Annotated in this window: 24 protein-coding genes and 1 pseudogene; 12 read left to right on the plus strand and 13 right to left on the minus strand. The window is 39.7% G+C overall.

From position 1 onward, the window contains the following. The first annotated feature begins 76 nt into the window (after positions 1-76). From FD716_RS00150 to FD716_RS00165, 4 genes are read left to right on the plus strand one after another with little or no spacing between them, the layout of a single operon-like run. Entirely contained in the window at positions 77-769 is a 693-nt protein-coding gene (locus FD716_RS00150; protein ID WP_139850406.1) for a fimbria/pilus periplasmic chaperone, read from the plus strand. Then, on the plus strand, positions 762-3,308 hold the full coding sequence (locus FD716_RS00155; protein ID WP_139850407.1) for a fimbria/pilus outer membrane usher protein: 2,547 nt from the start codon (positions 762-764) through the stop codon (positions 3,306-3,308). The genes FD716_RS00150 and FD716_RS00155 overlap by 8 nt, the downstream gene beginning before the upstream one ends. 7 nt (positions 3,309-3,315) lie before the next feature. Beyond that, positions 3,316-4,326, plus strand: a complete 1,011-nt coding sequence (locus FD716_RS00160; protein ID WP_139850408.1) for a fimbrial protein — start codon at positions 3,316-3,318, stop codon at positions 4,324-4,326. Positions 4,327-4,334: 8 nt separating this feature from the next. Continuing rightward, the gene (locus tag FD716_RS00165) at positions 4,335-4,850 is read left to right on the plus strand and encodes a fimbrial protein (protein WP_139850409.1); all 516 of its coding nucleotides are present in this window, start codon (positions 4,335-4,337) and stop codon (positions 4,848-4,850) included. Positions 4,851-5,036: 186 nt separating this feature from the next. On the opposite strand, the gene FD716_RS00170 is transcribed toward FD716_RS00165, so the two are convergent. Both FD716_RS00170 and FD716_RS00175 read right to left on the minus strand, forming a co-directional pair. Continuing rightward, complete coding sequence (locus tag FD716_RS00170; protein WP_139850410.1) at positions 5,037-6,068, minus strand: AraC family transcriptional regulator; 1,032 nt, start codon at positions 6,066-6,068, stop codon at positions 5,037-5,039. Between the two features lie 670 nt (positions 6,069-6,738). Further along, positions 6,739-7,440: a TIGR04219 family outer membrane beta-barrel protein gene (locus FD716_RS00175; protein ID WP_139850411.1), complete on the minus strand. Its 702-nt coding sequence runs from the start codon at positions 7,438-7,440 to the stop codon at positions 6,739-6,741. 288 nt (positions 7,441-7,728) lie between these two features. Between FD716_RS00175 and FD716_RS00180 the strand changes: the two genes are divergently transcribed. From FD716_RS00180 to FD716_RS00190, 3 genes are all read left to right on the plus strand, one after another. Continuing rightward, entirely contained in the window at positions 7,729-8,301 is a 573-nt protein-coding gene (locus tag FD716_RS00180; protein ID WP_139850412.1) for a DUF1287 domain-containing protein, read from the plus strand. Between the two features lie 302 nt (positions 8,302-8,603). Continuing rightward, on the plus strand, positions 8,604-10,082 hold the full coding sequence (locus FD716_RS00185; protein WP_139850413.1) for a sodium-dependent transporter: 1,479 nt from the start codon (positions 8,604-8,606) through the stop codon (positions 10,080-10,082). Between the two features lie 10 nt (positions 10,083-10,092). Beyond that, on the plus strand, positions 10,093-10,203 hold the full coding sequence (locus FD716_RS00190) for a methionine/alanine import family NSS transporter small subunit (protein WP_139850414.1): 111 nt from the start codon (positions 10,093-10,095) through the stop codon (positions 10,201-10,203). 152 nt (positions 10,204-10,355) lie between these two features. Here the strand turns inward: FD716_RS00190 and rsmB are convergent, their stop codons facing one another. Together rsmB and fmt are read right to left on the minus strand one after the other, a co-directional pair. Continuing rightward, positions 10,356-11,657 (minus strand): 16S rRNA (cytosine(967)-C(5))-methyltransferase RsmB, encoded by a 1,302-nt coding sequence (gene rsmB / locus FD716_RS00195; RefSeq protein ID WP_139850415.1) that lies wholly within the window; start codon positions 11,655-11,657, stop codon positions 10,356-10,358. Further along, on the minus strand, positions 11,654-12,616 hold the full coding sequence (fmt, locus tag FD716_RS00200) for a methionyl-tRNA formyltransferase (protein WP_139850416.1): 963 nt from the start codon (positions 12,614-12,616) through the stop codon (positions 11,654-11,656). The genes rsmB and fmt overlap by 4 nt, the downstream gene beginning before the upstream one ends. 65 nt (positions 12,617-12,681) lie before the next feature. On the opposite strand from fmt, the gene FD716_RS18785 reads away from it, so the two are divergent. Further along, positions 12,682-12,825: a hypothetical protein gene (locus tag FD716_RS18785; protein WP_171476965.1), complete on the plus strand. Its 144-nt coding sequence runs from the start codon at positions 12,682-12,684 to the stop codon at positions 12,823-12,825. 8 nt (positions 12,826-12,833) lie between these two features. On the opposite strand, the gene FD716_RS00205 is transcribed toward FD716_RS18785, so the two are convergent. From FD716_RS00205 to FD716_RS00235, 7 genes and pseudogenes are all read right to left on the minus strand, one after another. Next, positions 12,834-13,466, minus strand: a complete 633-nt coding sequence (locus FD716_RS00205; RefSeq protein ID WP_139850417.1) for a glutathione S-transferase family protein — start codon at positions 13,464-13,466, stop codon at positions 12,834-12,836. A gap of 59 nt (positions 13,467-13,525) precedes the next feature. After that, a complete protein-coding gene (locus tag FD716_RS00210) occupies positions 13,526-14,257 on the minus strand; it encodes a helix-turn-helix transcriptional regulator (RefSeq protein WP_139850418.1) in 732 nt (243 codons plus the stop codon). Between the two features lie 140 nt (positions 14,258-14,397). Continuing rightward, positions 14,398-15,060 (minus strand): hypothetical protein, encoded by a 663-nt coding sequence (locus tag FD716_RS00215; protein WP_139850419.1) that lies wholly within the window; start codon positions 15,058-15,060, stop codon positions 14,398-14,400. Positions 15,061-15,625: 565 nt separating this feature from the next. Beyond that, positions 15,626-15,899, minus strand: a pseudogene (locus FD716_RS00220) (PAAR domain-containing protein); the annotation flags it as partial. Between the two features lie 345 nt (positions 15,900-16,244). Next, positions 16,245-16,865: an SH3 domain-containing protein gene (locus tag FD716_RS00225; RefSeq protein WP_139850420.1), complete on the minus strand. Its 621-nt coding sequence runs from the start codon at positions 16,863-16,865 to the stop codon at positions 16,245-16,247. Further along, positions 16,862-18,016 carry a glycoside hydrolase family 108 protein gene (locus FD716_RS00230; RefSeq protein WP_139850421.1) on the minus strand — a complete coding sequence of 385 codons (1,155 nt, stop codon included), beginning with the start codon at positions 18,014-18,016 and terminating at the stop codon, positions 16,862-16,864. Before FD716_RS00230 ends, FD716_RS00225 begins: the two co-directional genes overlap by 4 nt. 2 nt (positions 18,017-18,018) lie before the next feature. Continuing rightward, positions 18,019-18,477, minus strand: a complete 459-nt coding sequence (locus FD716_RS00235) for a hypothetical protein (protein WP_139850422.1) — start codon at positions 18,475-18,477, stop codon at positions 18,019-18,021. Positions 18,478-18,962: 485 nt separating this feature from the next. On the opposite strand from FD716_RS00235, the gene FD716_RS00240 reads away from it, so the two are divergent. Next, the gene (locus FD716_RS00240; RefSeq protein ID WP_139850423.1) at positions 18,963-19,313 is read left to right on the plus strand and encodes a DUF6508 domain-containing protein; all 351 of its coding nucleotides are present in this window, start codon (positions 18,963-18,965) and stop codon (positions 19,311-19,313) included. Between the two features lie 180 nt (positions 19,314-19,493). Here FD716_RS00240 and FD716_RS00245 read toward each other — a convergent pair whose 3' ends face one another. After that, the gene (locus FD716_RS00245) at positions 19,494-19,910 is read right to left on the minus strand and encodes a DNA breaking-rejoining protein (protein ID WP_139850424.1); all 417 of its coding nucleotides are present in this window, start codon (positions 19,908-19,910) and stop codon (positions 19,494-19,496) included. A gap of 386 nt (positions 19,911-20,296) precedes the next feature. Here FD716_RS00245 and ilvD point away from each other — a divergent pair, with 386 nt between their 5' ends. The 3 genes from ilvD (at position 20,297) to FD716_RS00260 (ending at position 23,782) form a co-directional block, all read left to right on the plus strand. Next, positions 20,297-21,982, plus strand: coding sequence for a dihydroxy-acid dehydratase (ilvD, locus tag FD716_RS00250; protein ID WP_139850425.1), 1,686 nt, complete (start codon positions 20,297-20,299; stop codon positions 21,980-21,982). 71 nt (positions 21,983-22,053) lie between these two features. After that, a complete protein-coding gene (locus tag FD716_RS00255) occupies positions 22,054-23,391 on the plus strand; it encodes a hypothetical protein (protein ID WP_139850426.1) in 1,338 nt (445 codons plus the stop codon). A 103-nt stretch (positions 23,392-23,494) separates the two neighbouring features. Then, entirely contained in the window at positions 23,495-23,782 is a 288-nt protein-coding gene (locus tag FD716_RS00260; protein ID WP_139853573.1) for a chorismate mutase, read from the plus strand. A 52-nt stretch (positions 23,783-23,834) separates the two neighbouring features. Here the strand turns inward: FD716_RS00260 and FD716_RS00265 are convergent, their stop codons facing one another. Continuing rightward, on the minus strand, positions 23,835-24,986 hold the full coding sequence (locus tag FD716_RS00265; protein ID WP_171476966.1) for an MFS transporter: 1,152 nt from the start codon (positions 24,984-24,986) through the stop codon (positions 23,835-23,837). Between the last annotated feature and the right edge of the window lie 35 nt (positions 24,987-25,021).

The following is a 25,021-nucleotide window of genomic DNA, read 5'->3' on the forward strand; positions in this document are numbered from 1 at the left end:
CTCTTTTAAATAGGAAGTAGGGAAAAATTTATTTTTATCATCATTAACTTTTAATATCACTAAATGAGAGACTTGAATGAACATTGTTAAATTCACAATATGTAGCTTTTCCTTAATTTATGCAAACACCCTTTATGCAGCTGCGATAGGTGGCGTTTCATTAGGGTCGACAAGAGTTATATATCCTGCGAATTCCAAACAAGTTTCTTTACCACTCCTTAATCACAGTAAGAAAGATCGTTACTTGGTAAATGCTTGGGTCGATGATATTAATGAAGAAAAAACCAAAGATTTTTTGATTACACCGCCTATTTTTGTATCTGAACCAGATACTGAAAATACCTTTAGAATTATAAGAGTTACGTCTGATTTTCCTAAAAACAAGGAAAGTGTTTATTACATAAATGTAAAAACAATACCATCAGTGAGCAGAGAAGTTTTAGAGGGTTCAAATGTCCTGCAACTTGCAGTGCTATCTAGAATTAAACTATTTGTGCGCCCCCCAAACTTACCCTATGCATCAGAAGAAGCATTTAATCATATTAAGTTTTATAAAACAGTCAACGGTGTTGAAGTAGATAATAAATCTCCTTATTTTATTTCGTTTGTTAATCTTAAATTAGATAATAATTCTATTCCTAGTAAGATGGTTGCACCTCTAGAGAGAACTCAGTTAACAGAGAAAACAGGGACTACATTTTCTTATCAAGCCGTAAATGATTATGGCGGCTTAACTGAAATCAAAGAGATGACTATTAGCAATGAATAACTTTTATTTTAAAAAAAACAAAATATTATATTTATTGTTTGGATTAATATTTACTTCAACAATAGAGAATACATTTGCAGAAGAAATTTTTAATCCTGCATTCTTAACTGATGGGCATTCATCAGATATTATTATTTCTGATTTATCTAAGTTTAACCAAAAAAAATATCAACCGCCTGGTGTATATCGTGTTGAAATTTTAGTTAATAATGAAAAAGTTGATACAGAAGATGTTGTATTTATTGAAAATTATGATGAGCAAGGCAATACCTTTTTACTCCCTTGTCTGGATGCTGAAAAAATAAAATCTTTTGGCATTATAGTAGTTGAAACAGAAACAGATTCAAATGCTATGTGTATGGATTTTTTGTCTCGTATTCCTGGTTCTACAAGTGATTTTATATTTGATAAACAAAAATTAAAACTAACATTCCCACAAGTTTCGATTAGAAATAATGTAAGAGGTTATATTTCACCAGAAAGGTGGGATAATGGAATTAATGCCTTTTATACAAGTTATACGGTATCTTTATATAATAACTCGTATTTAGATAGTAAAAGTGTATTTTTAAACTTTAATAATGGATTTAATATCGGATCTTGGCAGTTTAGAAATAATAGTTTTTATAATTACAATGAAAGTAATGATTTATCCTCATCACGTTTTAATAGTATTAATACATATGTTAAGAGGAATATCATTCCACTTAAGAGTAAAATACTTATTGGTGAAAGTAATACTAGTAATGAGATTTTTGATAGCCTCCGTTTTTTAGGTTTGAATTTATCGTCAGCAGAAGAGATGTATCCTGATAGTCAACAAGGATATGCACCTACAATACGTGGGGTTGCACAGTCGAATGCAAATGTTGTTATTAAACAAAATAATTCCATCATTTATCAAATAAGTGTACCGCCAGGGCCTTTTTTAATTGAAGACTTGAATCCTACTTCTGTGAGTGGGGATTTAACTGTTGAAATTAATGAGGCAAATGGAACAATACAGAGTTTTGTGGTCCCATATTCAACACTACCTATTTTACAGCGAGATGGCCGATTAAAATATGATGCTGTAATTGGTAAATATAAAACCAATTCCGCAAATAGTTTAACGCCGCGTTTTCTTCAGGGTACGCTGATCTACGGTTTACCTCACGGCATATCTGTATATGGCGGAATGCAGTTTTCTAAGGATTATAGCAATGTTTTACTTGGGCTAGGACGAAACCTAGGTAAATTGGGTGCAGTATCTTTTGATGTATCCCATGCCAATAGTGAGTTTGAAAATGGTGTAAGTAAAAGTGGGCAATCAGTGAGATTTTTATATGCAAAATCTTTAGTGCGTACAGGAACCACTTTTAGACTGCTAGGTTATCGATATTCGACAGAAGGTTTTTTTACTTTTAATGAGGTATTAAATCAATTGGATAGAGTTGATACCTTGCCTTTAACGCCTGGTTACTTCTCCAAGGATTTATCTAGAAAGGGTCAATTCGAAGCGAATATATCGCATTCCTTTGGCAAGTATGGCTCATTATTTTTGTCTGGAACGCAACAGAGTTACTGGAAGACAGGATTGAAAAATAGTTGGCTACAAGCCGGTCATTCAGTGTCTTATCGTGGTGTTAACCTTTCTTTATCTCTAAGCCATTTTTCATATAAGACTTATGGAACAGAGGATACGATATTATCATTTGGAGCTTCACTTCCTTTAGATAATCTAGCAAGAAAAAATAATAAGGCGCGCTTATTAGAAAATGCATATGTAACAGCATCAACTACGCATAGTTCAGAAACAGGCGATGATTATAGAGTTGCATTAAGTGGCACGCTTTTAGAAAATAGAAACCTTCGATATAGCCTTTCTCAGAGTCAGTTAACTGATCATAGTAATGCTGGGTCACTTGCATTAGATTATAAAGGTCGCTTTGGTGATATTGGCGGTACCTATAGTTATAACAAAAACAGTAATCAAATCGGGCTAAATGGGAATGGCAGTATTTTAGCGCATAGAAATGGTGTTACTTTTGGTCAGTACATGAATGAAACCAGTATTCTGGTTGAAGCAAAAGGTGCAGCCGGTGTATCTATAGAAAATTACCCTGGTATTAAAACAAATAGTTTTGGCCATGCTGTTATTCCATATGCTTCTGCATATCGAGAAAATAGAGTCTCATTAAATCCTAATTCTTTTGATAATAATGTTGAGATCGAGCGAAACGTCAATACTGTTATTCCAGCAAATGGTGCAATTGTTAGAACAGTCTTTAAAGCAGATATCGGTATACGCGCATTAATTACCTTATCAAAAGATAATAAACATGTCCCTTATCTGAGTACTGTGACTGAATTAGATAGTTCCATCGCTGGTATTGTTGGTATTGATGGTGGAGCTTTCCTGACTGGTTTACCAAGAAAAGGAACGCTAGAGGTAACATGGGGAAGTGGGGCAGAGGCAAAGTGTATCGCTGAATATGATACGACGGAAATGAACGTCTCTGTTCAGCCCGTAATACAGTTAGATGTAAATTGTGAGTAATTAAGAGATGAATATTAAATTAATAATTTTAGCACCACTTGCAATGTTATATCTAATGATTGGCCAAGTCTATGCTGCAATTTGTAGTCATGTTTCTGGCCCAGGTCAGGTAACTGTAGATATAGATGAAAGTTTTTATAATGGTGATGTGGGCGGTCCAGATGGCGAAGGTGAAAGTCATTTAACGGAGCAGATAATAGTGGAGTGTGAGGGGTTTTGGGGACGGCATGTTTTTAGGAAGTATGAGACAAACTTACCAGTGACCGTAGGCCCGAATAATGTTAAATATTTGAAAGTAAATGATAATATACGGGCTTCTGTGCAGGTTATGAACCAGAATATGGGGCTTGTTTACACACCAACTCAGGATCCAGTGGGAATACTTATCCCACATTGGACGACGAATGGAAAATATAGAGTTGCTATTCAAGATTATGGCTATATCGTAAAACTACAAATCGTTAAACCATTTGTAGGACAGACCCGAATTCCAAATACGACTTTGATGAATGTCTTTGCCGCTAATGATGAGGCAATCACCAACATTATTTGGGGGAGTAAACCTATATATACTATTGGAATTCAAGGTATTATTGTTACTAGAGAAAGCTGTGAGATCAAGGGTGGCGAGTTAGTAATAGATTTTGGTGAAATATCACCGCGTGCATTTGGCCGAGTTGGCGCTGGAAATAAGGCCAATGATGTTGCTGTTGCAACTAAAGATATTGAGATTCAGTGTATTGGTACAAATGATACAGCTAAGGTATCTGTCAGGTTAACTGCTGATAAAGTACAAGATGATATGCTCGTTTCAGATAATAATGATATTGGTTTTAAAGTTTCTGATGAGCATGCCAATGTGCTTATACCGAATAATCGTAACAGTAGAATACCGCTTCAATTAAATGATTCGAGGTCTTCTGTTGGTATTAAAGTCTGGCCAGTAAGTGTCACAGGAGCCATGCCTGCCCCTGGTCCTTTCAAGTCTAGAGCTATGCTAAATGTAGATTTTGAGTAGAAATTATTATGAAGAATTATCTGTATTTTATACCGTGTTTAACTGTCCTGCTATTTTCTAGTGCAACGATTGCCAATGGGTTAGCGTTAGATTTAAGAGGACAGGTCACGGTTGAAACTTGTGGGGTGCTCGAATCTGACGAGTATAAATATGTTGACTTAGGGATATATGCAGCAAAAGATTTAGCACAACTTGGTAGAAAAACGGGCAGCGTACCTATTCCATTTCATCTAATGAATTGTGGATCAGAAATACCAATTAGTATTAAATTTGAGGGAGAGGCTGACCCCAATGACCTCGAATTATTAAAAATTAAGGCCGGTCGCAATTCAGCGACAAATGTTGCAATTGAAATGCTTGATGAAAATAAAAAAAGGCTTCCTTTGGGGGCAAAAAGCTACCATGTGTCAGATATTGACGGAGAAATTCATACGCTCTTTTATGCGCATTATATCGTGACTAAAGAAAGATCCACACCTGGGAAAGCCAACGCTACCGCACAATTTTCTATCGAATATGAATAAATAGGAATGATCAAGCATCACCTTAAAATGCTTAGCACTTATCCTCTAAATTGGTATGTTGATTGATCATCAAATATTATTTCGCAACCATCTAGGCGAGCATATTTTTATTTACACCCTCAAAGATGGCTTTTTTTACAGTATATATTTTTCTAACGGGGGATATTTTATTGTTTAGTTTTGACTTTAAGATGCTTTTGCAAGTTCATTTAAATGTCTTGCACGCCATTGAGAGGGATTCAATCCACTCCATGTTTTAAAAGCTTTATTAAATGAAGTTTGTTCATCATAAGCAAGTAAAAATGCGATATCACCTAAACTTAGCTCTAAGTCCTGTAACAACTGCTCCGCTAGATTATATCTGACACTGATTAACAGTTTTTGAAAACAAACCTTATGTTCTTTGAGGTGGTTTTGAAGTGTACGTGTTGACATATTCATCTGCTCGGCAACATATTTAATACTGGTATTCTGGGTGTTAATTCCTTGCAGAATTTTTTGGTTAACGGTTTCTAAGAATATATCCTCCTGGGACATTTGCATTAGAATGTGATCTGCTTGTTTTTCAAGGATCTCAAGTAATGTCACATCTTTAAATATTATTGGCGTACTGAGCGCTCGTTTGGAAAGAAAGAGGGCTGTTTGTTCACAGTCAAAATTAATTGCGCATTTAAAGAACTTTTCATATTTCTCAATATTCTTAGGCTTAGGGATGGCAATATTAATATGACTAAACGTGATTTCTGAGTTATTGGTGAGTTGTTGAAGGCGCGTAAAAAAGATTGCGACTTGCATTTCCTCCGAAACTGCTGATTCTTTTTTTAATAAACCGGCTTGATAGTAGGCTGGTTTAGTCCAAGACAAGCTGATCTCTGTTTCAAGATAATTAATTGTATGTGGCATGTGGTTATACCAAATTTTTTTATATTTCCTTGAACGGGCTAAGTAATCCTCTATGGTTTCTGAGGAGTTTGAGATATATGCTGCGATACCAATATAGGCAGGTTGTATCATTGCACCGATATCTAAGCCGAGGCCTTCTTGATTATATTGCTTGTCAATATATTTGATTTTTTTTAACCAATTTCCAAAAGAAACGTGTTCATTACAATGATATTTGTTATGAGCAGGAGAAGTTAAACCATGGGCTTTGCAGAAATCATCTAATAAAAGAATCATGCCACTGCCTACACTTTTAGTCTGTAAAAATGATTTCATGATATGTTTCCTATGAAAGATGAGTAGATGATTTCTGACATTTTAAAAATAAAAACTAAGCGTAAAAAGAAAATAGGCTGCTTTAAAAATATACACTGTTAATTTAAACTAATTAATCAATATTTGAAATAGATTGCTGTTAATAATATGTTTTTTTTACACTTGTCCACTAAATATTGATATTTTTGCAAAATAAATATTCTATTTTTGTTTGTTTAGTATTCATTTTGTTGGCTTGAGTTAGATCGAGTATTGCATCTTTTTTTTCTTATTTCAGCTTATGTTCTCAGCGCTACAACGATCTAATGTGCCGTTTTTAAGAGAGTTTTATAATTTTTGTTTTGTTTTTCTGATTGTTGGAAGTTACTTTGTTGAGAGATGTTTCGAGGGTTTTGTTCAAATTTATTGCGGGGCAAGTGGACTTGAAATTAAGTTAAGTATCATGCGATTTAAATCAAGAAATATTGAAAAATAAGATGATTTTAAATAAAGTAAATTAAAAGTGGCCATAGGTATTGATAACTTAATCTTTATAGAATCAAGCGTTAAAGGCAGATTGAAATTTTATTTTTAGAAGCCCGACGATTATAATCGGACTATCTGAGTATTATGCTGCATGAGCATTAATTGACTTTAAGCACCTGTTTACTGGTCAAGGACATCGCTTATTTTAGAAGTGCATGTTTAAACCTAAATAAGGTCCTTTAAATTGGAAGCTGATGTCTTGATTTTTATCTTTTTCCAAATTGACTTGAGTATAGCGATATCCAAGTTTAGCACCGACATCGACTGCTAGGTTTTGCACGAAGTTATACTGAACCTCGGCTTGAAGGTCAGTGAGTTTCTCATCATCAATGTTGCTATACACTGCCTCGCCTTTTGCGCTCCATTGGGTGAAAGGGAGTTTGCCAGCAACAGAAGCATAGACGATGGGTTTATTGCCTGATATTGAATAATGCACATCACTCAATGGTTGCTTAACTTTGATGTCACCCGCTAAATTGGCGAGACCAAAGCCGAGATCAACACTGATCACATTATCTAAAACTTCATAATATAAAATATAGTCGGTATGACGAACATCAACTGATGCGCCTGAGAGTGCGGTATTGTTATTGGCACTTTCACTTTTGAGATTCGTTGATTTAACTTTGACATTGGGTAAAAAAGGCACTGGATGTTCAAAGGCGAGAGAGGCTTGTAGTGAGCCATCGCGTTCCAAACTTTGATTATCACTCAAAGGTTGCTTAGCCTCTACTTTTGCATCATAAAGCCAATAGCTGAGATCTGCGGTAAGACCAAGTGTATCTGCTTGAGCCCATGAACAGACTGATGAAACCGTAAGCATAAATGCTAATTTTAAAACTTTCATATCTTCCTCTTTATCTCATTACAATTACGTTTGATTTTTTGCTTAGTAATTGAGTTTCTTCCTAAAAAAACTGTGCGCATAATATCGCTGTCACAAGCAATAAGCATGCAGCAAATGTTAAATTTAAGTATGAAATTTAGACAAACAGATTGACTGTAAATGTACTTTGCATTTTGGACGATCAATCAAGGATTTAAGGCTAGATGTCTACCACCTAGATGCATTGTTTAAAGCAGATTGAGCAGTCTATACTCGCAGCATAGGATTGCTATTATGGATTGATAAATAATGAAAAACCTTTTTTTAACCTGCACAATTTTTCTCAGCAGTATGAGTGCTTGGGCATTTCAAGCCGATCAATTGGTGACTGATGGGCGCAGCCAGATTGGCAAAACGTTGCTTTATGATCCCAGCTACAGCTCACTTAAATATCCGATGGGCGACGTACCTCTCGTTAAAGGTGTCTGTACCGATGTGGTGATTCGTGCATTGCGGGTACAAGGCATCGACTTACAACAACGTGTGCATGAGGATATGCAAAAGAATTTCTCGGCCTATCCGAAAAAGTGGGGACTAAAAGGTACAGACAAAAACATTGATCATCGCCGTGTGCCGAATCTTATGACCTATTTCACGCGAAAAGGTTATGCGGTTAAAGATCAGAACTATCGTGCAGGGGATATTGTTACTTGGGATTTGGGCAAGGGCTTAACTCATATTGGAATCATCTCGGATAAAACCACACTGCTCTCTAAAACGCCCTTAGTGATTCATAATATCGGCTATGGTACTCAGCAGACCGATATTTTGCATGAATATAAAATTATCGGACATTACCGTTTACCAGCATCACTTGAATAAATCGTAGCGTTGGATAAAAAAACAATCAATAACGCTAGAAATTGTGCTTTTAAAGCCAGAATCATGCTGAAATTACAGTAAAACGAGTAGAAAACAGGTATTGTTGCGTCATTAAACAGTCATTTTTTCGTGTATGCTTTTAACCAAATCAGACATGGAATGGACTGGTTTGACATTAGAACAACGTGCTCAAAAGGTGCGAGTCTTATTCAAACAACAAAATTGATTGGTACTTTTTATTGCTTGCGTTCTCACAATGACAATAAGCGGCAGCTAAAGATACCTTAAGACGTAGGTGTTTTATGACAGAAAAACGTGAAAACTGGTCAGCACGATCAGGCTTTATTATTGCGGCAATTGGATCTGCCGTTGGTTTAGGTAATATCTGGCGCTTTCCGTATGTTGCCTATGAGAATGGTGGTGGGGCGTTCCTCATTCCCTATTTGATTGCCTTATTAACCGCAGGTTTACCATTGTTGTTTTTAGATTATGCCGTTGGCCACCGGAGTAACGGTGCACCACCAAAGGCTTATAAACAACTGTGGAAACCTGCAGAAACACTTGGATGGTGGCAAGTCTGTGTGTGTATCATTATTGGCCTATATTATGCAGGGGTACTGACCTGGGCGGGCAGTTACGTTTATTTCTCGATGGGGCAAATGTGGGGGGCGGATCCTGAAGCATTCTTCTTCAGCACCTTCTTACAAACCACTGAAGCTACCGATTTTGACATGAGTTTTGTCAGCCATCTTTTCTGGCCATTGGTTGGTGTATGGGCAATTGTCCTTGCGATTCTATATGGTGGCGTGAAAAAAGGCGTCGAGTTATCCAATAAGATTTTCTTACCTTTATTGATTCTCTTGTTTACGATTTTAGTGATTCAAGCCTTGCGTTTACCGGGTGCGGCAGATGGTTTAAATGCCTTCTTTACCCCAAACTGGGACGCAATGAAGAACTATAAAGTCTGGCTGGCAGCGTATGGTCATATCTTCTTTAGCCTTTCAGTTGGCTTCGGCATTATGGTGACGTATGCATCATACTTAAAACCGAAAACCAACTTAACGGGTTCGGGACTGATTGTTGGTTTTGCCAACTCTTCTTTTGAAATCTTGGCAGGCATTGGTGTATTTGCTGCGCTTGGTTTTATGGCACAAGCGGCAGGAAAACCAGTTGAAGAAGTGGTCAGTGGGGGGATTGGCCTTGCGTTTATTGCTTTCCCTAAACTGATTTCAAGTCTAGGTTCTGGTGCTGACTTCTTTGGGATCTTGTTCTTTACTTCACTGTTTGTCGCAGGGATTACCTCGATGGTCAGTATTCTTGAAGTGCCGATTGCGGCATTACAAGACAAGTTGAAATGGGGACGTATTAAGGCTGTATCCGTGATTGGCGGTACAACTGGTGCTGTTTCAATCTTTTTATTCTCAAGTACCAATGCAATTAAACTGGTCGATATTATCGATCACTTTATTAACAATTTGGGGATTGTGTCTGGTGCTTTACTTTCAATCGTTATGGTGTCGTGGTTTAAGCGTAGCCTGATGACTGAACTTGAAATGCATGTGAATCATATTTCAACGATTAAGCTTGGAAAAACATGGGAATTCACTTTAACCATCGTGACTCCTGTGGTGTTGTTGTCGACCTTATTGTTGGCATTAAATGCGTTAATCCAAGATGGTTATAGTGGTTATTCGAATGGTTTATTGCTGATGTTCGGTTGGGGCTGTATTATTTTCTGTGCCCTTGGTGCATTGGTTATGTCTAGAATTCATGATCGATAGGAGCATATGAATGAATACTTCAGCAATTATTATGATGATCATTTCAACTGTTTTTTTATGGGGTGGGCTGCTTTTAGCGATCTTACATTTAATGAAACATCCTGAAACTGTAGATGATTAATTTAAAATCATCTATGGCTTTTGATGCCGTTCAATACGGAATCAAAAGTACATCCGTTAGACGTTAAAAAGGTGGCTCTGAGGCCACCTTTTTTATGCACGCTATTTTTTGCTGCTCTCAATCACAACTGAGTGCGGACCGTAGACCTTCACTTAGCCCAGTTTGCGAATCATACAATAATAAAAACCATCACCACGGCCAGGTTCTGGCAGTAATTGTCTGCCATGAATTTGTTCAATGCCCCAATCTGCTTGGATTTTAATTTCCTCGGCATCTGGATGAGTACTGAAGAAATTCTGCATTTGCTGTTCATTTTCAGCTTTTAAAATTGAACAAGTGACATAAAGGAGTACGCCACCCACATTAAGCTGCTGCCACAGATGGTTTAAAATCTGCTGCTGTAATGCGATGGTGACTGGAATATCAGTGGTTTGACGCAGTAGACGGATATCTGGATGACGACGGATCACCCCAGTCGCAGAACACGGTGCATCCAGTACGATACAGTCGAGTGGCTCATCGGCTTGCCATTCACGCGCATCTCCGGTGACAACCTGAATGTCTTTATCATGATGCAGCTGTAAGCGATCGAGGTTGTCATAGACACGCTCTAGTCGTTTTTCATCATTGTCGAGTGCGATCAGTTTTTTAAGATCGAAACGCTCTAAAAGATGTGCAGTTTTGCCGCCTGGTGCAGCGCAAGCATCAAGTACGGTTTGCTGTTGTAGATCAGGCAAGAGTTGTACGGCCAATTGAGCATGTTCGTCTTGAACAGAGAACCAACCTTCGTCAAAGCCAAGCAAATCTGGAATATGCCCACCTTGATCGAGCACGATGCCGTTGTCTGAAATGGTGCAGGCATGTGCAGCAATATCAAGCTCATGTAATTCACTGAGATATTCATCACGGCCGATTTGGCGCTGATTAATACGAATCGTCAGGGGGGCTGCTTGTTTTAAGTTCTGACAAAGTTCAGTCATTTGCTCAGGCCAATCTTTTTTAACCCGTTTAAACAACCAGCTTGGTAAGCCATGCGCTTCTGCCAATGCGGCTTGGAATGCTTCAGTTTCACGTGAAACGCGACGCAGAATGGCGTTGACCACACCACTTAAGCTTTCAAAACCAAGCTGTTTGGTTGCTTCAACGGTTTCTGAAATTGCAGCATGTGCTGGAATGCGCGTTGCCAAAAGCTGATAGATACCGAGGTACAAGCAGGTTTCAACTTTTTGGTTGTCGAGCGGTTTAACCAACAGCGGTAAACTAATGCTTTTCAGGGCATACCACTGACGCAAGGTGCCGAGCAGTAATTCGTGGAACAGGGCACGATCACGTTGATCAACCTCACCAAGTTCGCGGTGTAAAAAGCTTGATAATGATTTGCCTTGCTGTACTGCGAGTAAACATCCGACGACGTGAGCGCGCAGATTGATTGCATGAGCTGGGGTTTGATTCATGCGAAGATATGTCCTACTGATAATTTATTCGATTGTGAAATTTGAAGTGCATTGAAGGCTTTGGCACCTGGCCATTGTAGACTGCTTAAACAAATACTGTGTTGATCACCACAGACGACATGCACGCCGTGTTGATCGATGGCAATAATTTGTCCCGGCTGTGCATTGGCTTGAGTTGCAGCTGAACTTTGACACTCCCAAATCCGTAGATTTTGTGTGTCATCCAATGGGGTATAGGCCACTGGCCAAGGATTAAAGGCACGGATCAGACGGTCGATTTGCTCGGCTGGCATGTGCCAATCAATTTGTGCTTCTGTTTTGGTGAGCTTGTGCGCATACACTGTTAAAGTTTCATCTTGTACTTCACGCTGAGCCAAATAATCTTGTAGCGTTTGCTCAGATGACAGCACAGCAGTGATTGCCGTTGCACCTTGCTCGGCCAATTTGTCATGTAAACGTGCTGAATTATCGGTTGCTGTGATTGGGCAATTGGTTTTAAACATCATATCGCCCGTGTCTAAGCCCGCTGCCATTTTCATAATGGTCACACCGGTTAGTGCATCACCCGCAGCGATGGCACGTTGGATCGGTGCAGCCCCACGCCAGCGTGGTAATAGCGAGGCGTGAATATTCAAACAACCATATTTCGGCAGGTCTAAAACCGCTTGCGGTAAGATCAAACCATAAGCGGCAACCACCATCACATCTGCATTTAGTTCCGCCAATTGTTGTTGTGCGGCTAAGCCTTCTTCAGTTGAGGCTTTAAAGTGTAGCGGTTGATAGACTGGAATATCGTGTGCTAATGCCAATTGTTTGACGGCAGAGGCGCTTAGTTTTTGTCCGCGACCTGCTTTGCGATCGGGTTGGGTATAGACCGCCACAATACGATGTTCAGTATGAATTAAGGCCGCCAAGGCAGACGCAGCAAACTCGGGTGTACCAGCAAAGATGATATTCAATAATGACTCTAATCGGTTTTAACAGTTGCCGAGGATTATAACAGTTTGCGAGATAGGGATTAAACTTGATATTCAGTTTAAACGCGATGCTGAGTTATTCTCTAGATTGGTATGACCGTAAGTCCTTGCTCGGCACAGGATTGTCGAGCAAGGCATTGCAGAAAATCACGCTCAAAGCGATTAAGCCATACGCACGCGTACCGTTTTGAAGCCAAGTTTAGTCTTGCATTTTTGCGGTGTAGTCTTGGTTTAACTGCATGGCTCGAACAAAGGCTTCACGTTGTGTGTTGCTTGCAACGTAGTCCGTTAAGGTTTGATCTAATTGAATAATATCTTGAAAAGTATTCGCCCAAACCAGTAGGCCCGTCAATTGAATATCCGCCGCCGTAAATTGCTCACCTAAAAGATAACGATTTTGACTTAAATGCTGACTATATTGCTGGATGATGACATCCAAGCTGGCATAGCCAAGTTCGAAGTGCATTTTATCGGTGACGTCAATAATTGCATGTTTTTTATTGGTCAGGGCGGGTTCCAACTGATTACAGAAGAAAAATAGCCATTTATAATATTCACCACGTTGCGGGCTAGTCACGGCAGGAGCCAACTGACGTTCAGGATATTGATCGGCCAAATAAGTTAAAATAGCAGCGGTTTCGCTGATCACCACTGCACCATCTGTCAGGGTCGGGACTTTACCCGCAGGGTTCAGGGCAAGATATTCTGGAGCCTTCATGCTGGTATGAAACTGCAATAGCTTTACTTGATAGTTGGCTTGGCATTCCTCAAGCATCCAAGAGATGCTGACACCGCGTGAGTGCGGATGGGTGTATAAAGTTAAGTCTGACATATGAATTCCCTTAAAATAGAAAGTGCTATCGATCTCTCAGATATTAAAAGGCTGTTGTGTCAGATCGTGTCAGTAGGCTTGGGCTGATCAAAGTAAAAGTCTTGGAGTGGAATGCCGGTTTCCTGAAACCATTGTCGCATGAGATAGGCACGACTCGGTTGATACTGCTCCTGAGTTCGATGCAAAGCTTGTATCCGATCCAGTCTAAAGTGTCGAAAGGCACTGCGAATTTCGCACCAAGCAATCAGCAAACGTATATTTTCAAAATAGGCCAAGCCCAAGGGGTAAATTCGGCGCTGGCTGGGTTGTTGTTTTAAGTCGAGATATTGAAGCTCTAAAACAGTTTGATTTTGTATGGCGTGGTGAATTTCTGGGGTAAAACCACTTTCACCGTGTTGATGTGAATAATGACTACCGACCAACAAAGATGAATTTTCAATATTATGTTGTAAGCTCGCGGGCAGAGCTTGGTTGATTTTATGATAGAGATGTTTGGCTGCATCGATCAAATGGCTATCGGTATGTCGGCAGACCCAACGCAAGCCTAGTACCAAGGCTTCAACTTCGGCTTGGTTTAAGTTTAGCGGCGGTAAGGAGAGATCTTGTTGTAGGACATAACCCAAACCAGCTTCACCTTGTATATTGGCTCCTTGGTCACGCAAAATTTCTAAATCACGATAAATCGTGCGTACACTGACTGCTAGTTCAGTCGCTAGAGCCTGTGCAGTGACTGGATAGCGATAAGAACGGAGTAATTGCAATAGGGTGATTAGTCTGGCTGTGCGATTCACAGGATATTCGCTTTAAACATATTGGCTTGGGTGAATAATTATACGGGGATTTAGCCACGGTAATCTGGGTGTTTTGAATAAAAGCCAGTTGATGAGGATAAGATATTATCATTCCTCCATTTATGCTTTTTATTCTTAAGTCATGGCAGTTGTTGCTCGGACATTTCAGCTTCATACATTGATTCAAATTGATTTTTTTTATTTTCATCAGTTTGAGTGCGTACGATGGTTTGTAGCTTATTTTTGTATTCGTCACCTCCAGCATGATACATCGCTGAATAGTAAGCCCACAGGATATATGGATGTAGAGAATCCATTTCATCTATCTGATTCAACTGAGTTTTAACCAAAGAAGCTGTTATTGCATAACAATTTTTAATTTCTTGGTCTGTCCGATTTATGTTTTTTAACAATAAACATTTAAATTTCTGTGTCCCTGCATTATCGGGATGATCGGCTAACATTGAATCTGTTAATTCTAATGCTTCAGGATACATTTTGCTTTGTACAAAAATATTCATTAACACCGTATTTTTTGCTTTTTTGTTTTTGATTTTAAGTGCTTGAGGAATAAATGCTTTCAACTCATTTTTAACCTTGTCAGTATCTTCAGTTGATAATTTTTCTAGAATTAAATTTGATTGTTTTATCAGTGCTAAGTCATCCTGACTGAGTTGTTCTTTTATCTCTTTATTTGTTGGAGAAACATCTAAGGGCTTGCTTTCAGATTGAGTCGTATTGTTACAGGCGATAGAAATAGTCGAGAGTAATAGGACTGAAGCTAAATGTGTTTTTTTAATCATGATATTCGCTTTGCTATCGATGTTAAGGTAAATGTGAATGTAGTAAACGCTGGTATAGGATATATAACGCCAGAACCAGTTATTTGCGCTGCATAACCTAACTTCAACTCAACAGTTACTAGTGATAAATTTGATTTCGGTAAGTTAATTTCAGCACTACCGACTGGAACTCTGCCATTATCAAGATTCCATAAGCCAGTTGTATCATCTACTTTTTTAATAGCTATTTGTTTTTGATCTCTAGAAATATATGCTGTTGCATACGGAAATACTGCCGCATTACGATTTAATGGGTCAGTATAAGCCGAAATACTAATAAAAAGTTTTGTCCCCTTTAAGACGTAATTTATGAAAAAACTTATTACGCCAGACAAGGAGTGTAAAATTGAAAAGCCTTTTCCATCAGAATCATATGGGGGTAAAATTGTTATGAACTTCTTAAAAATATTTGTTTTATCTTGCTCAATATAATAGTTTTCATATTTTTCCTCAGCATGGATATTATTCGTAAAGCTATTTATCTGAGAATTTTTTGCTTCTAATGTTGAGTTAAATACGGAGTTTGAATTGCCACCACTCTCTCCAACCACATGACTTTGTTGTGGCAAAATCTTCGCCCCACACGTCAATTTATCTCCAACATAAGCAACCGCTTTATCATCAAAAATAATATGGTCGTGGCTCTTGATGACCGTTGACCAACAATTACATTTCGGACAGAAATGGCCATCTCCAGCGCGTACAAACAAATTTCCCATCTGCGCACTTCTCATCTGAGTGGAGGGAATGATACCGCCGTGATCTGTTGGTGCATTATGGATAGCAAAACCTTTTGCCATGAGTTATCTCCTAAATTTTATAATCGTTTTTATTTGAAGAAATCATTTGATTATTGTTTTATAGCTATTTATTAAAAAAATAGGGTGGATCATTGGTACCCCTAATCTTATTTCTTATTCAAAGTAGCATAGCAACATTCGTTCAAAATGAGCAAAGCTGTTATTGTGATAATTGGTTAGGAAGTAGAAAGCCATCATAAAATATATATTATTTCAATTACTTGTATTTTATTACAGAAGCTAGTAAGTCGATGAATGAAGCAATAGACTTTGTTTTTTGCTTATTTTATTTAAACACGGCTCCATCTTAGGTTGAAAATATGCTGTGGTATTTATCACGATGCATCAATCCACATCCGCAGCTTTAATCCAACCCAACAGTTGACCTTTAAATTCAATTTGCAGCCAAGCATTGTCTTTTTTATTGGTCACAATGACTTTATCACCCAAGACGAGGTAGCTTCGCGTGCTAGATTTGGCATCTGCTTCTTTGCAAATAAAAACTTTGGTTTTATTGATCGTCAGGTATTTTTCCACGGCTTGACTGCGATGTAATACTGCATGTTTGGGAATAGAGTAGTCTCCATGCTGTGGAAAGCGCAGGATTTGCCAGAGCAGTCGATCATCATCGGTGACACGTAGTTCAGCTAGACCATGCATGCCGCCAAAAGAACTATTGAAATTAATTTTATAGTGATTGCTCGATGTTTTCTGACCATTAAATGGATTGTTGCAATCGATTTTATTGCCATAATTCGAGACATAACAGTAGTTACCGGAGATATGTTTATCAGCTGTGTCGATCTCCACTGTAAATACATGCATTGGAACATGTTGAATATTGGAATGCGCTTGCAGTTTTTCTTCGGCCTCTTCAACCCAATGCCCGATCACCTGTGGCGTCGAAACATAAGCGACAGCATGATTTGCGTATAAAAGTCCGAGCAATAAGAAACGAATATTCATAGTGTTGCCTTTAAGCAGTCATCTACTCGATTGAGCCATCCCTGTAAGAATTTATGGTTCTTGGTTTTTGCGCCATTTGCTTGGAAGGCCAGTGCAGTATAGTAGTTTTTTCGAATATTGGTAATCGCGTTCAGAAGTGCGATTTGATCTGAAACGGCATTTAATGCCTGAATGGTTTGTGGTCCCATCGCACCATCAATTGCGATGTTTTGATGATAATGATTGACCAAAAGCTTTTGAATTTCCTTGCTTGCGCCACCAGAAGTGATGGTCCAATCGTAGACCATCAAACCTACGCGATCATTGCTGATCTGACAAAAGCCTTTGGGTTCCCAATATCTTTTTCGATAAATAATTTCAGCTTGAGTATCCGAAAGGTTTTTTAAATTTTGAAGGGTGGGGGCAAGACCCAAATCGGTTTGTGCAAAGGCAGTCCAGGTGTTCCAAGCAATGCCTTTGTTGGTCGCGCCACCTGAATCGCTAGGATCATTGACATAGCCACCTTCATGACGCAGGATAATTTTGGATATTTTTTGAAATTTTGCTGTGCAATCAGTGGTGTTGGGGGCAATGGTTGCTGGTGTGTTGGGGCGGTTGGTGGCGGTATTGGTGCTGCTGATGAGCGTATCGACAGTAATGATCAAGGGATTTGGATTTACCCTTTTTGCCATATAAATTATGCTTTTTGATCGTGTTTTGCCATCGGGAAAGATGTAACTGAGTTCTACTGGCTCTCCAACAATAGACTGGATCTCTGTCTCTCCATTCACTGCTGTTAAGATCCCAGTTTTGCCTTGGTAGCGGATGTTGAAGCTGCTATGTGGAATATTGACCTTGGAATATAAACTGACCCAAATCAGCTTGGTTGTCGATAAATATTGGGGCTTGGCTGATTTGAGGGTGATGCGGTAAGTCTTTAATGTATCTCCAGATTTACAACTAAACTGTTCATTGAAGCGGTTGTCTGGGCTGAGTAGTTTAATGTCAATCTCACGATTGGGTGAGGCTTGGAATTCAAAAGCACCATTTTTGTCCGTATAGGCTTCTGTGGCCATGGTTCCATTTTTCGGACCACGTATTAGCGGAAAGCCAGGCATGCTTTGACCATCACGATCAAAGACCAGAATTTTGACGGTGACCAGTGTCGGCATGTTTAGGGCCCGTCATTTAGGTTTGAGCTAAGGTTTAGATTTGCATTTAAGGCTTCATCTAAAAGCGGGTCACTTATATCTGAATGCTCAATATGATTGTTTTGCTGGGCGGTGATTTGATCACTCAATGCAAGTAGGCCAATCACAGCTTGTGGTTCGGGTGTATGAAATCGCTGTGAGCTGAGATCGGTTTGATTTGGGGTATTACAAGCCAGTAATTTGCCAGCAGCTTGATCGAGCACAAAGGCTTTAAACGAATAATTTACACAGGTCTTAGCAGAATTGATGACGTAATTAAATTGATTGCTATATGAGTCAGTGGAATTGGCCAAAACCGTTTGAGTGATCGCAACAGCTTCGCCAGCTTCAAATTGATGTTGACCAGCAAGCACTTTAAAGGTGTTCGCCGTTTTTAGGGTTATACCCTGTGCAGAGATAATAAGTTGTGCACCACCAGCCATGAAAATACCATTTTTGTTGTTTTGGGAAGAGACTATATTTAACTGAATTGCTTGGAGCATTACACAGGTGTTTTGCTGTTGCTCCTCAGTTGGTGGACAGCAAAAGTGTTAAGTGACATAACAAAAGTATCTGCTAAACGCTAAGACTGCGAAGTGGGTGTTATTTGATTTTAAATGAGGAGTTTATGATCGTTGCTTTGGCGTATTTGAGCTGGGTCGCAGTAGTATGTGTTTGATATCAGCATTGATCTCTAGGCCGTAATGTCAGGATATGATGGTCAGGTGCTGCATAAGTTAATTGTTTGCATACAATGTTCTATTACACCTTATATTGATAAGGTGCTGAAGTATTTGGTCTTATTTATAATTTTTGGTCATACGACATGAGATGACGTGTTACTGCATATTTAAGCAATTATTGATTTTGTTCATGCTGTTTTTAAGATAGATTGATACTGTAATTGACTTGGATGAAAAGCAGTGACATGGATAAATATACTCAGTTATTGACACTTATTCCGCAATTGAAAAATCTGAATAAAGAAAGTGAACGCGCTCAGATACACCGCATTTCCAAGGATTTTGTTGCAGGGATGAGTGAGTATATGGTGGTCGATTATCAACAACATTTGTCGCAAAATCATGCATTAATGCAAGAGAAAATCACCAGTTTTGATGAGGATACCTTGCTCGCTTATTTGACTTATGTCATTCGAATGGATCGTTTTGTTGGCGGTATATTGGTGAATAGTTTGCAGTCGGGGTGGGTCTTAGTCGCTTTAGAGCATTTGGCTTCATTTGTCCCAGCGCAAACGGCAATACCAAGCGCAGTGTAGTAAACTTTGAGTGGTGATAGCAGTGCTTGGTCAAATATGAAATCAACAAAATGCGTATTTGAGCCTGTAAATATGCGCTGATATTTACTTAACATTGCATAATAGTTGTTTGTAATTAAAGTATTGCATCTGCAACCTTGCTTGTATAACAAGGTTGCAACTACCAGCAGGTAAAAATGATTATTTGGGGATTTTAAGCGCAAGGTTAAACTTTACGGTTTTATTTTGACGTGCTGAATTGCGCATTTGATAGACCTGTAAGGTATATGCGCCTGTGGTAGGCAAGACGATTTCGCCAACAGATCCGGCGCTAGAACCAATCAATAGCGCATTGGCCTTACCCGGTTGGTCTTCTGGCGCAAAAATATTGAGATAAGCCAAGCCTTGATTACTTTCGAGGTTAAATTTAAGGGTCTGACCTTTTTTAGCATAGACCTTATAATGAATATCATCATATCCAGTAAAACTGCCTGCAATTTTGCTGTGGTCTGTACCTTTTATAAAGTGAATTGATTTTTCCTGTGTTTTGGCAAAAGTTGTGGTCGTTGCCAGTGAAATGCAAGCAGAGAACAGTATAAGCGTCAGATTTTTTTTCAATTTTACGGCCTTCAAAAAAGTAGATTCAATGCATCAGAATACTGAATATCTTAGAAGATAATTTAAAATTATCTATCGGATTTTGTTGTGTTTAAATAACTTACTTTGCCGTGCGATACTTTTGTTGAATGCTGCTGAAGATGGGATCGCGTTGTCATAGAAAAGGTTGCATCAAAGCACAGTAGAGTGCGCGCTTATCGACTTATAATAAAAAAAGGTTATATAAAACAAAAAAATTATTCATAAAAGTTTTGGTTGAAATACACCTATGCTGCACTGCATCAGCTTTCAGTCTGTCTGAGGCTTGTATAGAATGAAGAATATTTTAAAGATCGTATTTACGATCATTCGCTAGGCTAATCAGCTACGCCACGGAGTGCCATTTCATGAGTAAAGACAATATACGCGAACATTCAGGGCCTGTATTTGACGGGGTGGAAAATGCACCTGCACGTTCAATGTTGCGTCCAGTTGGATTTACCGATGCAGATTTTGAAAAGCCACAAATTGGCATTGCATCCACTTGGGCCAATGTCACGCCATGTAATATGCACATTGATGGTTTGGCGCGTGAAGTCGAGACTGGCGTCAATGTTGCTGGTGGTAAAGGCATTATTTTTAATACCATTACGATTTCTGATGGTATTTCAAATGGTACTGAGGGCATGAAATACTCATTGCTGTCACGTGAAATTATCGCGGATTCAATTGAAGCCGTGGTGGGATGTCAGGGCTATGATGGCGTCATTGCGATTGGTGGTTGTGATAAAAATATGCCAGGTTGCATCATGGGCTTGGCACGTCTAAACCGCCCTGGTCTCTTTATTTATGGTGGCTCGATTAAGCCAGGTGAAGGCAATACAGATATTATTTCAGTATTTGAAGCCGTTGGGAAATATGCCAAAGGCGAATATAACGAAATTCAAGTGAAACATATTGAAGAAGTGGCAATTCCGGGGCCGGGCTCGTGTGGTGGTATGTATACCGCCAATTCCATGGCATCTGCAATTGAAGCGTTAGGGATGAGTTTACCGGGCTCATCTGCACAAGAAGCAGTTTCTCAAGATAAGTTGCTCGATTGCGAACGTGCGGGCGAGGCAGTGATGAACCTACTGCGTTTAGACCTTAAACCACGGGATATCATGACCAAATCGGCCTTTGAAAATGCGATTAAAGTTCTGATTGCTTTGGGTGGGTCAACCAATGGTGTGCTGCATTTAATTGCGATGGCACATACTGCACAGGTTGACATTACCTTAGATGACTTCACGCGGATTGGTAAAGAGATTCCTGTGTTGGCAGACGTGCGTCCATCGGGTAAATACTCGATGTCTGAGTTGATTGCAATCGGTGGTATTCAACCGCTCATGAAGCGTATGCTTGATCGTGGCATGTTAGATGGCAGTTGCTTGACGGTTACCGGCAAAACTTTGGCTGAGAACTTGGCCGATGTACAAGATTACCCAGAAGGTCAGCAGATTATTTTCCCATTTGAAGCGCCAGTGAAAAAAGACTCACATCTGGTGATTTTGAAAGGTAATTTATCGCCAACGGGTGCAGTTGCAAAAATCACAGGTAAAGAAGGGCTTTATTTTGAAGGGCCTGCACGTGTGTTCGAAGGTGAAATTGGTGCAATGCGCGGTATTTTAGACGGAGAAGTCCAACCTGGTGAGGTTGTGGTGATTCGTGGGGAAGGACCTAAAGGTGGGCCGGGCATGCGTGAAATGCTCAAACCGACATCTGCGATTATTGGTAAAGGCTTAGGTCAATCTGTTGCTTTAATTACGGATGGTCGATTCTCTGGCGGGAGTCATGGTTTTGTCATTGGGCATGTGACACCTGAAGCTTATGAAGGTGGCCCGATTGGTTTGGTCAAAGATGGCGATAAAATTTCGATTAATGCTGAAAGCAACGAGATGACTTTACATATCTCTGATGAAGAAATGGCAGTACGTCAAGCGGCTTGGGTGAAACCAAAACCAAACTATCGCTATGGGGCTTTAGCAAAGTTTGCTAAATTGACCTCTGGTGCAGATAAAGGCGCCGTGACCGATCTAAATTTAGATGTATAATTGATCATTCGCTTACAACTTGCTATAAACCCTTGTAGTACGTACAAGGGTTTTTTTTCGAGGTTTATCTCATGTCATTGTTACGCCGTTGGTTTGATCCAATTCGATCGCGCTGGTTTTATCAAAAGCCAAGTCGCCAAGCGGTGTTATCGACAGAGCATGGGCTGAGCATCTATCTACGTTTAGATGACGTTTATAGTTATCTTGCGGTGCAACAATTAATTCAACTCGATGATTTACTCAGTGAAGAATTAAAGCCATTGAAGGTTATGATTTCTGATGTCAGTGCTGAACCACCCAATGGGATGTGTCTAGAAGCATGGCATAACTACTGTTTAAACGATGCCAAAATACTGGCGAATCAGCATCGTTTTAGTTTTGATAATGAAAAACCCGAACAGCCAAGTCGAGAAGCTTTAGTACAAGCAGAAACGATTTTGCGTCACACCCCATTAACCGGGCGAAATTTCCTCTATTTACTTGAAGATGTGTTTCATATGTTGTGGCAGCAACAATATGGAAAACTGCGCACCCTCTACATGATGGCGCGTCAGCATCACCAGCCTAAAGCTTTTCCTGATCGTGTCTTTGTACACACCCCAGTACTGGCCAGTTTTTTTGAGTTTGGTGGTCGCCAATACCAAGCCGTCGATGATTTATTACGTTTGGCCCGCCGTTTAAGACAGCAGAAATTATTAACTGGCGCACCTATTTTTCTGATTAATCATATTGAATGGCGTGAACATTTACTCAGTGATGCAGCGGAATTGGCTGAGATTCAGGGCATGCATCCTCAACTCGATTTATATATTGCGCTCGAAGATCCGATTAGTTGGTTGTTGTTGGCATATATTAAAGAAGAGTTGGCCAGTTATTATAATATTCAACTTAATCTTTATTTACTGAGTTACTGCGGGCGTGACTTTTTTGATTGGGGGCTTGCTTCACGCTTGTCTAAACGAACAGAGGTCGAATTTACACCATTCTGTCGACCCACTGCGGAAGCCACCTTAAATATGGCGCATTTATTTTATAGTGTGCCAGAAGAACAACGTATTGATGCGATGCATCAAATTTTAGAAGCGGTGTGGACCAAGGCCAAAGACCTCGCTTACCCACCACATTTTCAACAACTTCAACAGCAACTTGGCATTGATCAATTGGTTGAAATGGATATTGCAGCACGCTTACAGCAAAACGATGCGCTGTGCGCTGAGAAGCATCAACCTAATCTGCCTGTATTAGAATTGCACATTGCAGAGCAACACTACGTATTTAATAGCCTATATCGTGTTTGGATGGTTGAAAGTATTTTAAGTAATGTGTTAGAACAAAAGTACAAAAGTGAAAATACTGTAGAACAAAATGATTCAGAAAAGTGTGACCGAAAGCAAGACCATACAGAGTAATAGTAATCAGAAAAAAACAGTGCAAAATAATTCAACTGAGCAGATTAAAACGGGAAGTCGTAAGACAGAAAGTAATCCACTCGCATCCGCTCAGGCTGGACCGCTGAGCCGAGAGAAATGTGAATCACTTGAACAGGTGAGAACCCACATTGATCTGATCGATCAGCATCTGATTGAGTTAATCGCTACGCGGCAGTTCTATGTTGACCAAGCTGTACCTTTTAAACGAACTGAGCAGGCCGTTCAGGCACCTGAACGTGTTGAAGCCGTATTGGCAAAGGTGCGCGAACAAGCCCAAGCACAGGGCGTCGATCCAGCCCTGATTGAAGCGTTATATAAAAGTATGATTGATCACTTTATTCAGCGTGAACTCAAAGAAATTCGACCGTAATATTCAACCGATCCAAGTATGGCGCAATGTCATACTTGGACATTGTTCTGCATTACAAGCATTTCTTTTTTAACATCACACACATAATCAAGAGCAGTGCCACACTGACACTGCTAAAAATGAGGCTGAGATTGGGGAGCCATTTTAATGCTTCTAGCAACAGGCCAATCGCAATATAGTAAATAAAACCGAGTACAGCACCCGCAATGCCTTTGTAGTTGACGTAGTGAGAGAGGGCCTGTGCCAATAAAATTGGAATCGCCATCGAATAGGCCAACATGAGCAAAATCATTGGCACAAAGAAATAGGCACTGTTTGCCAATTTAAAACTCAAACCACTGGCGGCTAAACAAATCAACGCACTCATCAATAACAGCTGCTTGCTGTTGAGTTGAACCCATTTAAGCTGTGCGTGATTCAAGCAGTAGCGATTGAGCATGACACCAAGCAAGGCACCAATACTAAATAGAATACCGGTATAAGGCAGCCACGTGAGCGCCGTTGGATGTTGCGCGAATAGAAAGGGTGACTTTAGATAATAACTAAAAATCAGTAAATTATAGCCTGTAATTAATGCAGCATAGCCGATGACTTTACGGTCGCACAGCAGTTGTTTGACGACTTTAACTATAGGTGGTGGCGTCGGTTTTTGGCTAAGGGTTTCGGTGCTTAGTACGGCTGTGACGATGCAGAGTAAGCCTGAACTGATGGCAAGAAAATAGAAGACCGCAACATAGCCATGCCATTGAGTAAGTACACCACCAAGAAATAAACCAATACTGGGGCTGATGGCAATAAATACACCCACAATGGAAAAGATTGGAATCATTTGAGCGGGGGAGAGTTGATCACGAAACATGGTCTGCGTGATCACTGAGCCGACTGCAATTGCAAAGCCTGTACAGCATCTGAGTAATAACAGGAGATAAAAATTTTCAACATAGAGCATGGCACAGCTGGCCAAGCTATAGAGCATTAAACCGAGGAGGAGTACGGGTTTACGGCCAATATAATCACTCAGAATCCCCCACAGCAGTACCCCGAAAGCAAAGCCCACAAAATATAGGGAGAGGGTTTGTGCAATTGCATGGGGTGCGACGTTAAAAGCCTGGGCCAAACTGGGCAAGGCTGGGCTGTAAATGGTTTCCACGATTTGTGGCAGCATGATCAGAACAATCAGTAAGTAGAGTGTTGCTTTATTCATTTTGTGCGCAAAAGCATGACTATATAAAAAAAAGA

The organism is Acinetobacter pullicarnis (assembly GCF_006352475.1).
GTDB lineage: Bacteria > Pseudomonadota > Gammaproteobacteria > Pseudomonadales > Moraxellaceae > Acinetobacter > Acinetobacter pullicarnis.

What these genes read in the sequence shown, in the direction of transcription:
- FD716_RS00175 (WP_139850411.1), bottom strand. Translation starts at nt 7,440, where the DNA reads ATGAAAGTTTTAAAATTAGCATTTATGCTTACGGTTTCATCAGTCTGT.
- FD716_RS00170 (WP_139850410.1), bottom strand. Translation starts at nt 6,068, where the DNA reads ATGAAATCATTTTTACAGACTAAAAGTGTAGGCAGTGGCATGATTCTT.
- ilvD (WP_139850425.1), top strand. Translation starts at nt 20,297, where the DNA reads ATGAGTAAAGACAATATACGCGAACATTCAGGGCCTGTATTTGACGGG.
- FD716_RS00265 (WP_171476966.1), bottom strand. Translation starts at nt 24,986, where the DNA reads ATGAATAAAGCAACACTCTACTTACTGATTGTTCTGATCATGCTGCCA.
- FD716_RS00235 (WP_139850422.1), bottom strand. Translation starts at nt 18,477, where the DNA reads ATGGCTGGTGGTGCACAACTTATTATCTCTGCACAGGGTATAACCCTA.
- FD716_RS00225 (WP_139850420.1), bottom strand. Translation starts at nt 16,865, where the DNA reads ATGAATATTCGTTTCTTATTGCTCGGACTTTTATACGCAAATCATGCT.
- FD716_RS00155 (WP_139850407.1), top strand. Translation starts at nt 762, where the DNA reads ATGAATAACTTTTATTTTAAAAAAAACAAAATATTATATTTATTGTTT.
- FD716_RS00165 (WP_139850409.1), top strand. Translation starts at nt 4,335, where the DNA reads ATGAAGAATTATCTGTATTTTATACCGTGTTTAACTGTCCTGCTATTT.
- FD716_RS00150 (WP_139850406.1), top strand. Translation starts at nt 77, where the DNA reads ATGAACATTGTTAAATTCACAATATGTAGCTTTTCCTTAATTTATGCA.
- FD716_RS00185 (WP_139850413.1), top strand. Translation starts at nt 8,604, where the DNA reads ATGACAGAAAAACGTGAAAACTGGTCAGCACGATCAGGCTTTATTATT.
- FD716_RS00190 (WP_139850414.1), top strand. Translation starts at nt 10,093, where the DNA reads ATGAATACTTCAGCAATTATTATGATGATCATTTCAACTGTTTTTTTA.
- FD716_RS00205 (WP_139850417.1), bottom strand. Translation starts at nt 13,466, where the DNA reads ATGTCAGACTTAACTTTATACACCCATCCGCACTCACGCGGTGTCAGC.
- FD716_RS00240 (WP_139850423.1), top strand. Translation starts at nt 18,963, where the DNA reads ATGGATAAATATACTCAGTTATTGACACTTATTCCGCAATTGAAAAAT.
- FD716_RS00160 (WP_139850408.1), top strand. Translation starts at nt 3,316, where the DNA reads ATGAATATTAAATTAATAATTTTAGCACCACTTGCAATGTTATATCTA.
- FD716_RS00215 (WP_139850419.1), bottom strand. Translation starts at nt 15,060, where the DNA reads ATGATTAAAAAAACACATTTAGCTTCAGTCCTATTACTCTCGACTATT.
- FD716_RS00230 (WP_139850421.1), bottom strand. Translation starts at nt 18,016, where the DNA reads ATGCCGACACTGGTCACCGTCAAAATTCTGGTCTTTGATCGTGATGGT.
- rsmB (WP_139850415.1), bottom strand. Translation starts at nt 11,657, where the DNA reads ATGAATCAAACCCCAGCTCATGCAATCAATCTGCGCGCTCACGTCGTC.
- FD716_RS00255 (WP_139850426.1), top strand. Translation starts at nt 22,054, where the DNA reads ATGTCATTGTTACGCCGTTGGTTTGATCCAATTCGATCGCGCTGGTTT.
- FD716_RS00180 (WP_139850412.1), top strand. Translation starts at nt 7,729, where the DNA reads ATGAAAAACCTTTTTTTAACCTGCACAATTTTTCTCAGCAGTATGAGT.